The 13,879-nt window shown below is 65.0% G+C and carries 15 protein-coding genes and 1 other RNA gene; 4 read left to right on the top strand and 12 right to left on the bottom strand.

Translation table 11 applies throughout. The annotated features are described in order from the left end of the window. Window positions 1-70 precede the first annotated feature (70 nt). A complete protein-coding gene (locus U5805_RS28085) occupies window positions 71-937 on the top strand; it encodes an oxygenase MpaB family protein (protein ID WP_322106796.1) in 867 nt (288 codons plus the stop codon). A gap of 77 nt (window positions 938-1,014) precedes the next feature. On the opposite strand, the gene U5805_RS28080 is transcribed toward U5805_RS28085, so the two are convergent. Genes U5805_RS28080 through tyrS form a run of 3 tightly spaced genes read right to left on the bottom strand, consistent with a single transcriptional unit; the run spans window position 1,015 to window position 3,448 of the window. Then, window positions 1,015-1,698 (bottom strand): histidine phosphatase family protein, encoded by a 684-nt coding sequence (locus U5805_RS28080; RefSeq protein WP_322106776.1) that lies wholly within the window; start codon window positions 1,696-1,698, stop codon window positions 1,015-1,017. Next, window positions 1,695-2,168 carry a D-aminoacyl-tRNA deacylase gene (dtd, locus tag U5805_RS28075; protein ID WP_322106775.1) on the bottom strand — a complete coding sequence of 158 codons (474 nt, stop codon included), beginning with the start codon at window positions 2,166-2,168 and terminating at the stop codon, window positions 1,695-1,697. Before dtd ends, U5805_RS28080 begins: the two co-directional genes overlap by 4 nt. Continuing rightward, window positions 2,165-3,448, bottom strand: coding sequence for a tyrosine--tRNA ligase (gene tyrS / locus U5805_RS28070; protein ID WP_322106774.1), 1,284 nt, complete (start codon window positions 3,446-3,448; stop codon window positions 2,165-2,167). The genes dtd and tyrS overlap by 4 nt, the downstream gene beginning before the upstream one ends. Before the next feature lie 215 nt (window positions 3,449-3,663). Here tyrS and U5805_RS28065 point away from each other — a divergent pair, with 215 nt between their 5' ends. Next, the gene (locus U5805_RS28065; RefSeq protein WP_322106773.1) at window positions 3,664-4,818 is read left to right on the top strand and encodes an anhydro-N-acetylmuramic acid kinase; all 1,155 of its coding nucleotides are present in this window, start codon (window positions 3,664-3,666) and stop codon (window positions 4,816-4,818) included. Window positions 4,819-4,925: 107 nt separating this feature from the next. Here U5805_RS28065 and erpA read toward each other — a convergent pair whose 3' ends face one another. From erpA to rplM, 3 genes are all read right to left on the bottom strand, one after another. Further along, window positions 4,926-5,291, bottom strand: coding sequence for an iron-sulfur cluster insertion protein ErpA (erpA, locus tag U5805_RS28060; protein WP_322106772.1), 366 nt, complete (start codon window positions 5,289-5,291; stop codon window positions 4,926-4,928). 229 nt (window positions 5,292-5,520) lie between these two features. Then, entirely contained in the window at window positions 5,521-5,913 is a 393-nt protein-coding gene (gene rpsI / locus U5805_RS28055; protein ID WP_028209425.1) for a 30S ribosomal protein S9, read from the bottom strand. Between the two features lie 11 nt (window positions 5,914-5,924). Then, window positions 5,925-6,353, bottom strand: a complete 429-nt coding sequence (rplM, locus tag U5805_RS28050; RefSeq protein WP_027795838.1) for a 50S ribosomal protein L13 — start codon at window positions 6,351-6,353, stop codon at window positions 5,925-5,927. A 682-nt stretch (window positions 6,354-7,035) separates the two neighbouring features. Between rplM and U5805_RS28045 the strand changes: the two genes are divergently transcribed. Continuing rightward, entirely contained in the window at window positions 7,036-7,458 is a 423-nt protein-coding gene (locus tag U5805_RS28045) for an OsmC family protein (protein WP_322106771.1), read from the top strand. A 72-nt stretch (window positions 7,459-7,530) separates the two neighbouring features. Here the strand turns inward: U5805_RS28045 and rnpB are convergent. The 3 genes from rnpB to pyrC form a co-directional block, all read right to left on the bottom strand. Further along, an RNA gene (gene rnpB, locus U5805_RS28040) (RNase P RNA component class A) lies at window positions 7,531-7,941 on the bottom strand. Window positions 7,942-8,178: 237 nt separating this feature from the next. Further along, window positions 8,179-9,117 (bottom strand): DUF3025 domain-containing protein, encoded by a 939-nt coding sequence (locus U5805_RS28035; protein WP_415914684.1) that lies wholly within the window; start codon window positions 9,115-9,117, stop codon window positions 8,179-8,181. 29 nt (window positions 9,118-9,146) lie between these two features. Further along, window positions 9,147-10,199 (bottom strand): dihydroorotase, encoded by a 1,053-nt coding sequence (gene pyrC, locus U5805_RS28030; RefSeq protein WP_322106770.1) that lies wholly within the window; start codon window positions 10,197-10,199, stop codon window positions 9,147-9,149. Between the two features lie 431 nt (window positions 10,200-10,630). Here pyrC and U5805_RS28025 point away from each other — a divergent pair, with 431 nt between their 5' ends. Continuing rightward, entirely contained in the window at window positions 10,631-11,548 is a 918-nt protein-coding gene (locus tag U5805_RS28025) for a class II glutamine amidotransferase (protein WP_322106769.1), read from the top strand. A 99-nt stretch (window positions 11,549-11,647) separates the two neighbouring features. On the opposite strand, the gene U5805_RS28020 is transcribed toward U5805_RS28025, so the two are convergent. Genes U5805_RS28020 through U5805_RS28010 form a run of 3 tightly spaced genes read right to left on the bottom strand, consistent with a single transcriptional unit; the run spans window position 11,648 to window position 13,787 of the window. Continuing rightward, window positions 11,648-12,373 carry an amino acid ABC transporter ATP-binding protein gene (locus tag U5805_RS28020; protein WP_322106768.1) on the bottom strand — a complete coding sequence of 242 codons (726 nt, stop codon included), beginning with the start codon at window positions 12,371-12,373 and terminating at the stop codon, window positions 11,648-11,650. After that, entirely contained in the window at window positions 12,370-13,047 is a 678-nt protein-coding gene (gene gltK, locus U5805_RS28015) for a glutamate/aspartate ABC transporter permease GltK (protein WP_322106767.1), read from the bottom strand. The genes U5805_RS28020 and gltK overlap by 4 nt, the downstream gene beginning before the upstream one ends. Further along, window positions 13,047-13,787, bottom strand: a complete 741-nt coding sequence (locus tag U5805_RS28010; RefSeq protein WP_322106766.1) for an amino acid ABC transporter permease — start codon at window positions 13,785-13,787, stop codon at window positions 13,047-13,049. The genes gltK and U5805_RS28010 overlap by 1 nt, the downstream gene beginning before the upstream one ends. Window positions 13,788-13,879: the final 92 nt, after the last annotated feature.

The following is a 13,879-nucleotide window of genomic DNA, read 5'->3' as shown; positions in this document are numbered from 1 at the left end:
TCACGCCGGCCGCCCCCCGAACGCCAATGCGCCCAACGGCCTGATCGGCCAACTGGCGTCGCGTGTGCGCATGAGGATCGCCGAGAGCATCACGCATCTCACCACGGGCAGCGGCCCGAAGCTCGATTACTCGAATCCGCCCGGCGACCCCGGCCTCTTCGGCCCCGACGCCATCTGCTGGAAAGTGCATGCCGATTTCGCCGCGATGATGGCGGGCGGCATCAGCGCGCTGCTGCTCCAGGCGCTGCACCCGCTCGCGCTCGCGGGCGTGTGGGACCATTCGACGTTTCGCACCGACATTCTCGGGCGGCTGCGGCGCACCGCGACCTTCATCGCGGGCACGACCTACGGCAGCCGCGCCGACGCGCTCGCGCTCATCGAGCGCGTCAAGACGATTCACCTGAGCGTGACGGGCACCGCGCCCGACGGCCGCGCCTATCGCGCGAGCGACCCCGCCTTGCTGACGTGGGTCCACGTGGCGGAAGTGTCCAGCTTTCTCGGCGGCTATCTGCGCTACGTGAATCCGCTGCTGCCCGGCGCCGCGCAGGATCAGTATTACGCCGAAGTCGCGCAGATCGCGCAGTTGCTCGGCGCGACGAACGTGCCGCAATCGCGCGCGGAAATCGCCGCGTATCTCGAATCGATGCGACCCGAACTGGTTGCGAGCGACCGCACGCGCGAAGTCGTGCGCGTGCTCATGAATGCCCCGGCGCCGCGCCCCGCGATGCGGCCCGCGGGCGCGCTCGTGCGCCATGCGGGCATCGACCTGCTGCCGCCGTTCGCACAGGCGATGCTGGGCTTCGATACCTTCGCACTCGCGCGGCAAGCCGTCGTGCGGCCAGGCATGCGCGCGGTCGCGCCCGTGATGCGTTGGGCGCTCGTCAACGGCGTCTCGAAACGCGCGCGGCGGCGCGCGGCGGAAAAACCGCTGCCGTAAATGAAAACGGCCAGCGCGCCGACATGCCGACATGCGATGGCCGTTTTTTCCGACGCAAGGCAGCGCCGCGCAAGGTTCTAGCGCCCCGGCTCCGGCGCGCGCTTGAGATTGTCGTCGGCGCTCACGCCGCCCAGATGCGCGACATCGCCCCACTCGACCACGCGCGCCTGCGTCACGTAACCGTCGCGCTCGAAATCGACGACATTGACGCTCGTGTTCAACAGCTTCCACGCGCGCGGCGCGTCGAGCGCCAAACCGTTCGCGAACCGGTACACGCAGTCCAGCACGCCGCCGTGCGCGACGCACGCGATGCGGCCGCCCGGATGCCGCGCCAGAATCGGTTCGAGCGCATGCAGCACGCGATGATAAAACTCGCGTTGCGACTCGCCTTCGGGCGGCTCGAAACCGGGATCGCGGGTTTGCCAATGCGCGTATTCGTCGGGAAAACGCTCGGCGATCTCGTCGTTGTCGTGGCCCTGGAACGCGCCGTAATTGCGCTCGCGCAAGCCTTCGGCAAGCTGGACGGGCAGCCCGAGCGCCGCAGCGGCGGGTTGCGCGGTTTGTTGCGCGCGCATCAGATCGCTCGACCAGATCGCGTCGAGCCGCGCGCCCGCGCGCGCGTCCTGCGCGAGCCGCGCGGCCAGCTTGTTCGCCTGCTCCACGCCGCTTTGCGCGAGCGGAATGTCGATATGCCCCTGAATGCGCTTGATCTGGTTCCACGCCGTTTCGCCGTGGCGAATGAAGAGAATTTGCGTGGTCATCCGTTGCGCACCTGGAGCCAGAAGGTGACGGGGCCGTCGTTGACGAGCGACACCTGCATGTCGGCGCCGAACTCGCCCGTCTCGACCACGGAATGCTTCTCGCGCGCGGCCGCCACGAAATAATCGAAAAGACGCCTGCCTTCGTCGGGCGGCGCGGCGGGCGTGAAGCTCGGCCGCAAACCGCTGTTGGTATCGGCCGCGAGCGTGAACTGCGAAACGAGCAGCAGGCCGCCCGCCGCGCCGTTGCCGTCGACGTTCTGCACGGAAAGGTTCATCTTGCCGGCGGCGTCGCTGAACACGCGATAGCCGAGCAGCTTCGCAAGCAGCTTGTCGGCGGCGGCTTCGTTGTCGCCGCGCTCCGCGCAGACGAGCGCGAGCAGCCCCTGGCCGATCGCTCCCGTCACGCGCTCGCCGCTGCCGTCGGCGACGCGCACCTCCGCGCGCCGCACGCGCTGGATCAGCGCGATCATGCCGTGAGCGTGACGCGCGCGAAGCGGCGCTTGCCGACCTGCACGACGAACTCGCCGGCCTCGATCTTGAGGCCCTTGTCGGACACCGTGGCGCCGTCGATCTTCACGCCGCCCTGCTCGATGTTGCGCAGCGCTTCGCTCGTCGACGGCACGAGGCCCGCCTGCTTGAGCAACTGGCCGATGGCGAGCGGCGCGCCCGCGAGCGTCACCGAAGGAATGTCGTCGGGCACGCCGCCCTTCGCGCGGTGGTTGAAGTCCTCGAGCGCGCGTTCGGCGTCGCCCTGCGAGTGGAAGCGCGCGACGATTTCCTGCGCGAGCAACACCTTGAAGTCGCGCGGATTGCGGCCCGCCTCGATCTCGCGCCTGAAGCCCTCGATCTCGTCCATCGGGCGGAACGAGAGCAGCGTGAAATAACGCCACATCAGCGTGTCGGAAATGCTCATGAGCTTGCCGAACATGTCGTTGGGCTTTTCGCTGATGCCGATGTAGTTGTTCTTCGACTTCGACATCTTTTCGACGCCGTCGAGACCTTCGAGCAGCGGCATCGTGAGAATGCACTGCTGTTCCTGGCCGTACTGCTTCTGCAATTCGCGGCCGACGAGCAGATTGAACTTCTGGTCCGTGCCGCCGAGTTCGAGGTCGGCATTCAAGGCGACCGAGTCGTAGCCCTGCATGAGCGGATACAGGAATTCGTGGATCGAAATGGGCACGCCGCCCTGGAAGCGCTTCGTGAAATCTTCGCGCTCCAGAATGCGCGCGACCGTGTAGCGCGACGCGAGCTTGATCATGCCGTCGGCACCGAGCGGCATCGACCATTCGCTGTTGTAGCGGATCTCGGTCTTTTCGCGGTCGAGCACGAGCGCGGCCTGCTCGAAGTACGTTTTCGCGTTCGATTCGATCTGCTCGCGCGTGAGCGGCGGACGCGTGGCGTTGCGCCCCGACGGATCGCCGATCAGCGAGGTGAAGTCGCCGATCAGGAAGATCACCGTATGGCCGAGATCCTGAAGCTGGCGCATCTTGTTGAGCACGACCGTATGGCCGATATGGATGTCGGGCGCGGTGGGGTCGAGCCCGAGCTTGATGCGCAACGGCTTGCCGGTGGCGGCGCTTTTCGCGAGTTTCTGCTCGAATTCTTCCTCGATCAGCAGTTCGTCCACGCCGCGCTTCGTGACGGCAAGCGCGTGACGGACTTCGTCGGTGACGGGAAAGGCTTCTTTCGCGCCGCTCTTGGCACTGTTGGCGCTGTTGGCGCTCTGGCTGGATGTGGGCTCGGTGCTCATGCTTCGTATCTGTCGTTAAGTCTGGGCTAGAACGCAATTTTACGTGATTCGAATGGCGAGGCCGAGGTTTGCGGCGGCCGGCCGTCCGAAAGCGCCGCCGTCGCCTGAGCTGCGCGCGCGTGCGCGCCGTCTTACGCCCGAACGCCGTTGCGCCGATAATCGACGCCTGAGGCGGCTTCGCCTCTCAATCATGGAAATTACGAAAGGAGCACGACGTGGCGCCACGCGAGGCACGAAACGAACACGCCCATCCCGCCGACGGAGTCTATTTCGGCCTGATGTCGGGCACCAGCATGGACGGCGTCGACGGCATCGCCGTGCGTTTCGAAGCCGGGCAGCGGCCCGTGGTGCTGGCCGAAGCCTTCGTCGGTTTCGCGCAGGGTTTGCGCGAGGCGCTGTTTTCGCTGCAACAGCCGGGCGAAAACGAGATCGAGCGCGAGGCGCTCGCGGGCAATGCGCTCGCGGCACGCTACGCGGTGTGCTGCCACGAACTCCTGCGCGCCGGCAACCTGTCGGCGGCGGACGTGAAGGCGATCGGCGCGCATGGGCAAACGGTGCGGCATCGGCCCGAAAAAGGCTATACCGTGCAGATCCAGAATCCGGCGCTGCTCGCGGAACTGGCGCATATCGACGTGATCGCCGATTTCCGCAGCCGCGACGTCGCCTCGGGCGGCCAGGGCGCGCCGCTCGTGCCCGCATTCCACGCGACGATATTCGGCTCGCACGAGCAAACGCGCGTCGTCTGCAATCTCGGCGGCATCAGCAACATCACGATTCTTGCGTCGACCGGCGCCGTGCGCGGCTTCGACTGCGGCCCCGCGAACGCGCTGCTCGACCTTTGGGCCGAACGCCATCTGGGCAAGCCTTACGACGAGAACGGCCAGTTCGCCGCGAGCGGCAATCTGCATCAGCCGCTGCTGAACGCGTTGCTCGACGAAGCGTTCTTCGAGCAGCAGCCGCCCAAGAGCACGGGCCGCGATCTCTTCAACGCGCAGTGGCTCGACGAAAAGCTCAAGGGTTTCGAGTCGCTCACGCCCGCCGACGTGCAGGCGACGCTCGTCGCGCTCACCGCGGTGAGCGTCGCGCGCGAGATCGAGCGGCATGCGGGCGATTGCCGCGCCGTCTACGTGTGCGGCGGCGGCGCGCGCAATGCCGCGTTGATGGCGGCGCTGCAAAAGGCGCTGGAAACGGGCGGCGTGGCGGGCGTGCCGGTCACGACGACGCAAGCGCTGGGCGTGCCGCCCCATCAGGTCGAGCCGCTCGCATTCGCGTGGCTTGCGATGCGCTGCGTCGCGCGCGAGCCCGGCAATCTGCCCGCCGTGACGGGCGCGGCGGGCGAGCGCGTGCTGGGCGCGATTTATCCGCGCTGAAATTCACGGCTCGGGTGCCGCTGGCGTCGCGCGTCAATCGCGCCAACATGAAAAAACGGGGCCGAAGCCCCGTTTTTTATCGGCACGACGTCGGCAAAAAACGTCGCTCAGACCGAGAACGACGAGCCGCAGCCGCAGGTCGTGGTCGCGTTCGGGTTCTTGATGACGAATTGCGCGCCGTTCAGATCGTCCTTGTAGTCGATCTCGGCGCCGACGAGGTACTGATAGCTCATCGAGTCGATCAGAAGCTGCACGCCGTTGCGGTCCATCACGGTGTCGTCTTCGTTGACCGTTTCGTCGAACGTGAATCCGTACTGGAAGCCCGAACAGCCGCCGCCTTGCACGAACACGCGCAGCTTCAGCTCCGGGTTGCCTTCCTCGTCGATCAGTTGCTTGACCTTGTCAGCCGCTGCTTCGGTGAAAACGAAGGGACCGGGCATTTCGGTCACGGGGGTTTCGGCGACAGCGCTCATTCGAACTCTCCAAAAAAAGCTTCTAGCCGCTATTGTAGGGCTGTTCGTCAGATCGTGCTTAAGCCCACAAAATCAAGGGTTTCTCGGCACTTTCCTGCGTCGGCGCAAACGCCGGTCCAGCGATAAAACGAAAAAACCGCCCGGCGCATTCCTGCGCGAGGCGGTTTTTTGCAGCAGCCATGCGCTTTCGCGTAAGCGAAGCGCAGGCGCCGAAGCGACCGATAAACGATTAACGCTTCGAGAACTGCTTGCGGCGACGTGCCTTGTGGAAACCGACCTTCTTACGTTCCACTTCACGCGCGTCACGCGTCACGAAGCCAGCTTGCGACAGTGCCGGCTTGAGCGTTGCGTCGTAGTCCATCAGCGCGCGCGTGATGCCGTGGCGAACTGCGCCGGCCTGGCCGGTTTCGCCGCCGCCCGTCACGTTCACCTTGATGTCGAACGTCGTGCCGTGGTTCGTGAGTTCCAGCGGTTGACGCACGATCATCAGCGACGTTTCGCGCGAGAAGTAGTCGGCGATGGGCTTGCCGTTGACGACGATTTCGCCCTTGCCCGACTTGATGAAGACACGGGCGACAGCGCTCTTGCGGCGGCCCGTACCGTAATTCCAGTTACCGATCATGTGGGCTCCCCTTAGATCTCGAGCGCCTTCGGCTGTTGCGCCGAGTGCGGGTGCGTTGCGTCAGCGTAGACCTTCAGCTTCTTGATCATCGCGTAGCCGAGCGGGCCCTTCGGCAGCATGCCCTTGACGGCCTTCTCGAGCGCGCGGCCCGGGAAGCGTTCCTGCATCTTGCCGAACGTCGTTTCGTAGATACCGCCCGGGTAGCCCGAGTGACGGTAGTACTTCTTGTCCGTGGTCTTGTTGCCCGTGACCTTCAGCTTGCCGGCGTTGATGATGATGATGAAATCACCCGTGTCGACGTGCGGGGTGAACTCAGGCTTGTGCTTGCCGCGAAGACGGCGTGCCACTTCGCTGGCGACACGGCCGAGAACCTTATCCGTCGCGTCAATCACGTACCATTCGCGCTGCACTTCATGTGCCTTGGCGGAAAAAGTCTTCATGATCGATCCAAAAAATATGCTGTGCCCTGTCGTCCTGCTTGTATGGTGACGCTCGTTGGCGCCGGCGCAGGCTCTCCCTGGTCCGGGCTTCCCTGACGGAAAGCCGGCTTTCCCGCGGGCATGAATGCGGGAAACCCACGATTATAAAAGGAAATTTGGCCGCGCGTCAAAATTTGCGTGATCTTTCGCCGTGAAACGGCGCGCGGGCCATGCGAAAAACCGCGGACAGCGGCGAAAAACGGGGACGAAAAAAAGCCCGAACGCGTTTGTTCGGGCTTAATCCACTCTTTGGAGGAGGGTGGAGGAGACATGCTGAGGTTTCGCGAAACACGACAACCAATGAGATGCAGTATAGGGAATCCCGTTGTGCGGCGCAAGCGAATTTGCATTACGAAATGCAACACCACAATATGAAAAGCCCAGCGATTCGCGAAACGCACCATTAAAACCCATAAAAATCATACGTTTACGTACATCAGCAGTAAAACTTCGTGGCGGCGCCTAGAGCAAATCCCCTAAATGCGCCACGGAATCCGGCCTTGCCCCGGAGGTGCCGCGCCGCAACATGCAAGTCGGCAGCGAGGAAAGTTCACGGCCATGGCCGCCTCCGGACATACCGGGGAGCGCGGGCTACAATGCCGTCTGAATCAACCGAATCACGAACGGGTGCAGGGGCACACGCATGGAATGCAAAGTTAGCTGGATGGGGCAGGACGGCATGGCGTTCGCCGCCGAAACGGGCAGCGGCCATCTCGTCAACATGGACGGCGCGCCGGAAGGCGGCGGCCACAACCTCGCGCCGCGGCCGATGGAAATGGTGCTGCTGGGCACGGGCGGCTGCACGGCCTACGACGTGGTGCTGATTCTCAAGAAAAGCCGCCAGGAAGTAAGCGGCTGCAACGTCACGCTCAAGGCTGAGCGCGCGAGCGAAGACCCGAAGGTCTTTACCAGCATCCACTTCCACTTCACCGTGACGGGCAAGAACCTGAACCCGGCGACCGTGGAACGCGCGATCAATCTTTCGCACGACAAGTATTGCTCGGCGTCCATCATGATCGGCAAGACCGCCGCGATCACGCATACGTTCGAGATCGTCGCGGCCTGAAAAACCGGCGGCAAAAAGAAAAAGCCGGCGCGGCTCTTAACTGAGCTACGCCGGCTTTTTGCATGAATGAAGCGGCAAAGCAGGCCGATAAGCCGGATTCTGTGCACGCGCCGCGTCCGAAAACGCGCCGCGCGTGGCAGCCATTCCTCTAGGCGCGCCATTGCTGACGCGCTCAAGCTTCCTACCCGCTGGCGCGACGGGGGCCCCGCCCTGCATCTCGAAGATGCTAGCCAGCCTACTTGGAATTGCTCCGGGTGGAGGTTACCGTGCCGTCTGCGTCGCCGCAGACGCGGTGCGCTCTTACCGCACCGTTTCACCCTTACCTGATCCCGACCGAAATCGGGCCATCGGCGGTCTGTTCTCTGTTGCCCTGTTCCGCGTGTCGCCACGGATGGCCGTTAGCCATCACCCTGCCCTGTGGAGTCCGGACTTTCCTCGCCTCTTCGGTCGAAACCTTGGAGCCGCGACTGCCTAGCCTACTTTGCGAGGCGCGATCTTAGCACGCTCGCGCCCGGCGCGCGGGGGCCATATCAGCGGGAACCGGCGCGGGAATCGGCGTGGGAATCGGCGTGGGAATCGGCGTGGGAATCGGCGTGGGAATCGGCGTGGGAATCGGCGTGGGAACCGGCGTGGGAACCGGCGTGGGAACCGGCGTGGGAATGCGCGTGGGAATGCGCGTGGGAATCGGCGCGGGAATCGGCGTGGGAATACGCGCGCGGATCAGCGGGGATTCGCGCTCACGTTTTCCGGCGCGCGCTCCGGCTCCGTTTCCCGTGTTCTGCGGCCGGGGCGAAAGACCGTGGCATCGTCGTAGAATGAGGGACTGTCGTTTTGCGGCCACCAGCCCGGAATGCCGAGCACCGGCAGCGGCGCGAAGCTGCGTCCGTTCAATGTCGATGCGGCGGCAAGTTCGGCGCTCACGGCCGCGTCCAGATGCGCGTCGCGTCGCGCACGCGGCCACGAAAAATAAGCTTGCGGCACGTCGACCACCCACGCGTGCGCCGTGCATGCGGCGTAAGGCGCGATGAGCTTTTCGAGCAGCGCGTGGCCGAATACGCGAACTTCGCATGCGCGGCCCACCGTTTCGACGAATGCCGATTCCCACTTCGGGCGAGACTCGACGCACAGCGTGCGCCAGTCGAAGCCGCGCAGCGCCGCGATCATCGCCGCATCCGACGACGCGAACAACACCGCGTTTTCGTCGAACAGCGTAAGCGCGTCGCGCACGCCGCCGCGCGTCGGTCCCACGCCGAGCGTGTCGATCGCCGCCGCCTGGCGCGTATTGAGCGTCGCCTTGATGCGCGGATAGGCGAACCACGCGAGCGCGTTGAAAAAATCGTGGAGGTTGTGGCGCGTGGGCACGCAGCCCGTCGCCGCGATATGCGCCTCGTAGGCCGCGCCTTCGGGCAGATCGTCCTGCGCGATGAACGCCAGCGGCTCGCCGCGCCCCGTGCGCTGGCCGCTCGCGCGCGCATCCGCGTTCAGTTCACGCAGATACGGTGCGTAACCGGCCAGCGCCGCCCGCTGCCAGCGGCGCCCGCGCGTTTCGTGCTGCGCGAACCATGGCCGAGACCAGTCGATGTCGGCGAAATGGCTCGCGGGCAAGCGGCGCGGCGCGCGCTCCGCCGCGCCCGCATGCGGCGTGTTCGGGTTAGTCACGCTTTGTCGACGCGGTGTTCGCGCCGCGCTCAGGCGAGCTTCCAGCCGATCGACTCGCCGCCGCGCAAGGGCACGACCGTCGTGTCGCCCGCTTCGACTTCGGCGGGCAGCGTCCACGATTCGCGGCGCAGCGTGACGGTTTCACTCGCGCGCGGCAAGCCGTAGAAGTCGGCGCCGAAGAAGCTCGCGAAGCCTTCGAGCCGGTCGAGCGCGCCCGCGTTGTCGAACGCTTCGGCATACAGCTCCAGCGCGTGCAGCGCCGTATAGCAGCCCGCGCAGCCGCACGCGTGCTCTTTCAGGCCTTTCGCGTGCGGCGCGCTGTCGGTGCCGAGGAAGAAGCGCGCGTCGCCCGAGGTGGCCGCTTCGACCAGCGCCACGCGATGCGTCTCGCGCTTGAGCACCGGCAGGCAGTAATAGTGCGGACGAATGCCGCCCTGGAAGATCGCGTTACGGTTGTAGAGCAGGTGATGCGGCGTGATCGTCGCGCCGAGCAGGCCGGGCGCGGCGGTGTCGGCGCGAACGTAATCGACGGCGTCTTTGGTGGTGATGTGCTCGAACACCACCTTGAGCGCCGGAAAATCGCGGCGCAGCGGCGTCATCACGCGGTCGATGAAAACCTTCTCGCGATCGAACAGGTCGATGTCGGCGCTCGTCACCTCGCCATGCACGAGCAGCGGCATGCCCGCTTCCTGCATCGCCTCGAGCGTTTTCGCGCACTTGCGGATGTCGGTCACGCCGGCGTCCGAGTTCGTGGTCGCGCCCGCCGGATACAGCTTGACGCCATGCACGAAGCCGCTTGCCTTCGCGCGGCGGATTTCGTCGGGCGGCGTGTTGTCGGTGAGATAGAGCGTCATCAGCGGCTCGAACGTCGAGCCCGCCGGCAGCGCCGCGAGAATGCGCTCGCGGTAGGCGGCCGCCATCTCCGTGGTGGTGACGGGCGGCTTGAGGTTCGGCATGATGATCGCGCGACCGAACTGGCGCGCGGTGTGCGGCAGCACGGCCGCGAGCATCGCGCCGTCGCGCACGTGCAGGTGCCAGTCGTCGGGGCGGGCAAGCGTGAGAGTCGTGGGGGAAGCGTTCATGACGTGTGGATGCGCGGCTAGAGGTTGGACGGCGTTCCGGCATATCGTAGCCGGCGGGAATCCGGCCGGCCGCCGGCGGGCGCCTGCGCGAAGCGTCGCGCGCGCACGACAATCCGGCCGGCATCCGCATGCGGAACGCAACGCGTTCGAGGCACGTTGGCCCGCCGCGTTGGCCAGCCGCGTTGGCCAGCCGCGTTGGCCAGCCGCGTTTGCCAGCGTTAGGCGCGCGTACGCGGCAAGTCAGAACCCGTTGCGCGTGTGCCGCCGCCCTTGCGCCTTCGCGTGGAATGCATACGACAAATTTCGTATTGGCGACCCGCGAGCCGATGATATGCTTGGAAAATCATCATTGTACCGGTTCGTGTCACGGCTCAGCGGTCTGCCCTGCTGCCGCCGTTCGCAATACCAGCACCGTTCGCACCCTCAGCACCATGTGCCAACTTCTCGGAATGAACTGCGCCGCGCCCACGGACGTCACGTTCTCGTTCACCGGCTTCGCGGCGCGCGGCGGCGCGACCGACCACCACGCCGACGGCTGGGGCATTGGATTCTTCGAAGACAAGGCCTGCCGCCTCTTCATCGACAACGAGGCTTCGGCGCGCTCGCCGATCGCCGAGATGGTCAAGCACTACCCGATCAAGTCGCGCAACACCATCGCGCATATCCGCAAGGCCACGCAAGGCAACTGCGCGCTCGAAAACAGCCATCCGTTCCAGCGCGAGCTGTGGGGCCGGCACTGGATCTTCGCGCACAACGGCGACTTGCAGAACTTCAATCCGGTCATGTCGGGCGTGTATCAGCCGGTCGGCACGACGGATAGCGAGCGCGCGTTCTGCCTGCTGCTGCAAGGCTTGCGCAAGGCGTTTCCGGGCGCGCAGCCGCCGCTCGACGAACTGTTCGCCGCGCTCGAGTCGCTCACGCGCGAAATCACGCAGTTCGGCGTGTTCAATTTCCTGATGTCGAACGGCCAGGCGCTGTTCGCGCATTGCTCCACGCATCTCTACTATCTCGTGCGCCGCTGGCCGTTTTCCACGGCGCATCTCGTCGACGCCGACGTTTCCATCGACTTCGCGAAGTACACGACGCCCGAGGACCGCGTGGCCGTGATCGCCACGGCGCCGCTCACCGACAACGAAGTCTGGACGCGCTTCGCGCCGGGCGACCTGCTGATGTTCCAGCACGGCGAAGTCATCGCGCAAACCAGCGTGCCGGTGCCGCAAAAGGTGCTCGACAAGCTCGCCAACCCGTCGCTCGACGCCTCCGCCAGCGCGCCGCGCTCGCCGTGCGCGGGCGAGGCCGTGGCGGCGGACGCGGAAGCCATCGCCGATTTGCAGACGTGGGGCGAATGAGCCGAAGCGCCCCGCGCCGCACGCCGCGCGCTGTCCGCCCCGCAACGAAAAAGCCGCGCACCTGGCGCGGCTTTTTGCTTCCTGCGCACCGCCCGAAGCTCAGTGCAGGATCTTCGCGAGAAAATCCTTCGCGCGATCCGACTTCGGGTTCGCGAAGAAGTCTTCCTTGCGGTCGTCTTCGACAATGGCGCCCTGGTCCATGAAGATCACGCGGTGCGCGACCTTTTTCGCAAAGCCCATTTCGTGCGTGACGCACATCATCGTCATGCCTTCCTGCGCGAGTTCGACCATCACGTCGAGCACTTCGTTGATCATCTCGGGATCGAGCGCCGAAGTGGGTTCGTCGAACAGCATCGCGACCGGGTCCATCGAAAGCGCGCGCGCGATCGCCACGCGCTGCTGCTGGCCGCCCGAAAGCTGGCCCGGAAATTTGTCGGCATGCGCGCGCAGACCCACGCGGTCGAGCAGCTTCAAGCCCTTTTGCGTCGCTTCGTCCTTGCTGCGGCCGAGCACCTTGATCTGCGCGAGCGTCAGATTTTCCGTGATCGAGAGATGCGGGAACAGCTCGAAGTGCTGGAACACCATGCCCACTTTCGCGCGCAGCTTCGAAAGATTCGTGCGCTTGTCGCCCACCGACTGACCGTTCACGAGAATCTCGCCCTGCTGGAACGGTTCGAGCCCGTTGACGGTCTTGATGAGCGTGGACTTGCCCGAGCCCGACGGCCCGCACACCACCACCACTTCGCCCTTCTTCACTTCCGTCGTGCAGTCGGCCAGCACCTGGAATTGGCCGTACCACTTCGAAACGTTCTTAATTGAAATCATCTTGCGACCTTTTTCTGAAGTCCTTTCACAAGGCTCGATGCAATCACGCAAATCACGAAATAGCATGCGCCCGCGAACAGTACCATCTCCACCGTCGTGCCGTCACGGTCGCCGATATTGGTGGCCGTGCGGAAGAAGTCGGCGAGACTGATCACGTACACGAGCGACGTGTCCTGAAACAGCACGATGGCCTGCGTGAGCAACAGCGGCACCATGGCGCGAAACGCCTGCGGCAGCACCACGTAGCGCATTGCCTGGCCGTAGCGCATGCCGAGCGCCGACGACGCGTTCACCTGCCCGCGCGGCACCGCCTGAATGCCCGCGCGAATGATCTCCGAATAGTACGCGGCCTCGAACAGCGAGAACGCGACCATCGCCGACGCGAGGCGGATGTCGATGTCGGCGGAAAGACCGAGCACGTTTTGCAGCACCTGCGGCACGATCAGGAAGAACCACAGCAGAACCATCACGAGCGGGATCGAACGGAACACCGTGACGTAGCCCTTCGCGAACCATTCGAGCGGCTTCACGCTGGAAAGCCGCAGCAGCGCGAGCAGCGTGCCCCACAGAATGCCGACGACGATCGCGCACAGCGTGATCTTGAAGGTGACGACGGCGCCCGTCCACAGCGTGGGCAGCGCGCCCGGAATGCCGCTCCAGTCGAACTGATGCATCACTTGCCTCCAATGTAGCCGGGCAGCCGCGACTTCGCCTCGACCCAGCGCATGAGCGTCATCACCACGAGATTGATGAGCACGTACGCGAGCGTGACCGCGATGAACGACTCATAGGTCTGCGACGTGTAGTCGACGAGCTGGCGCGCCTGCGCGGACAGATCGAGCAGGCCGATGGTCGAGGCAACCGCCGAATTCTTGAAGATATTGAGGAACTCGCTCGTGAGCGGCGGCACGATGATGCGGTACGCGACCGGCAGCAGCACGTAGCGGTACGTCTGCCATTGCGTGAAGCCCATTGCGAGCCCCGCGGCGCGCTGGCCGCGCGGCAGCGCGTTGATGCCCGAGCGCACCTGCTCGCACACGCGCGCGCCCGTGAAGAGGCCAAGACACAGGATCGACGAGGAAAAGAACTGCGCGTTCGGCGGCAGTTGCTTGAACCAGTTGCCGATGGCGGGCGGCAACAGCTCCGGTATCACCAGATACCAGACGAAGAACTGCACGATCAGCGGAATGTTGCGGAACACGGCCACGTACACGGTGCCCGCGCCGCTCGCCCATTTGCCGGGCATCGTGCGCATCACGCCGAAGATCGAGCCCACGACGAGCGCGATCACCCACGCGGCGAGCGAGACCGTGACCGTCACCCAGAGGCCCGAGACGAGCCAGCCGAGGTATGTGGTCGGTTCGCCGGTGGAGACCGGGCTCAGGAGAATGCCCCAGTTCCAGTGATAAGACATGAAAAGACTCCAGGAAAAAAGAACGGAAGAAGGCGGGCTTCTTCCGTTCCGTTCCAGATACAGACAACGCGATCAGCCGCGAATCAAGCCAT

It is taken from the genome of Paraburkholderia sp. J41, from assembly GCF_905220235.1.
GTDB lineage: Bacteria > Pseudomonadota > Gammaproteobacteria > Burkholderiales > Burkholderiaceae > Paraburkholderia.
This window is presented reverse-complemented; position numbering and strand designations above follow the sequence as displayed.

What these genes read in the sequence shown, in the direction of transcription:
- gltK (WP_322106767.1), bottom strand. Translation starts at nt 13,047, where the DNA reads ATGCATCAGTTCGACTGGAGCGGCATTCCGGGCGCGCTGCCCACGCTG.
- rplM (WP_027795838.1), bottom strand. Translation starts at nt 6,353, where the DNA reads ATGAAGACTTTTTCCGCCAAGGCACATGAAGTGCAGCGCGAATGGTAC.
- dtd (WP_322106775.1), bottom strand. Translation starts at nt 2,168, where the DNA reads ATGATCGCGCTGATCCAGCGCGTGCGGCGCGCGGAGGTGCGCGTCGCC.
- U5805_RS28085 (WP_322106796.1), top strand. Translation starts at nt 71, where the DNA reads ATGAGGATCGCCGAGAGCATCACGCATCTCACCACGGGCAGCGGCCCG.
- U5805_RS28045 (WP_322106771.1), top strand. Translation starts at nt 7,036, where the DNA reads ATGGAATGCAAAGTTAGCTGGATGGGGCAGGACGGCATGGCGTTCGCC.
- U5805_RS28025 (WP_322106769.1), top strand. Translation starts at nt 10,631, where the DNA reads ATGTGCCAACTTCTCGGAATGAACTGCGCCGCGCCCACGGACGTCACG.
- erpA (WP_322106772.1), bottom strand. Translation starts at nt 5,291, where the DNA reads ATGAGCGCTGTCGCCGAAACCCCCGTGACCGAAATGCCCGGTCCCTTC.
- pyrC (WP_322106770.1), bottom strand. Translation starts at nt 10,199, where the DNA reads ATGAACGCTTCCCCCACGACTCTCACGCTTGCCCGCCCCGACGACTGG.
- U5805_RS28010 (WP_322106766.1), bottom strand. Translation starts at nt 13,787, where the DNA reads ATGTCTTATCACTGGAACTGGGGCATTCTCCTGAGCCCGGTCTCCACC.
- U5805_RS28080 (WP_322106776.1), bottom strand. Translation starts at nt 1,698, where the DNA reads ATGACCACGCAAATTCTCTTCATTCGCCACGGCGAAACGGCGTGGAAC.
- U5805_RS28020 (WP_322106768.1), bottom strand. Translation starts at nt 12,373, where the DNA reads ATGATTTCAATTAAGAACGTTTCGAAGTGGTACGGCCAATTCCAGGTG.
- tyrS (WP_322106774.1), bottom strand. Translation starts at nt 3,448, where the DNA reads ATGAGCACCGAGCCCACATCCAGCCAGAGCGCCAACAGCGCCAACAGT.
- rpsI (WP_028209425.1), bottom strand. Translation starts at nt 5,913, where the DNA reads ATGATCGGTAACTGGAATTACGGTACGGGCCGCCGCAAGAGCGCTGTC.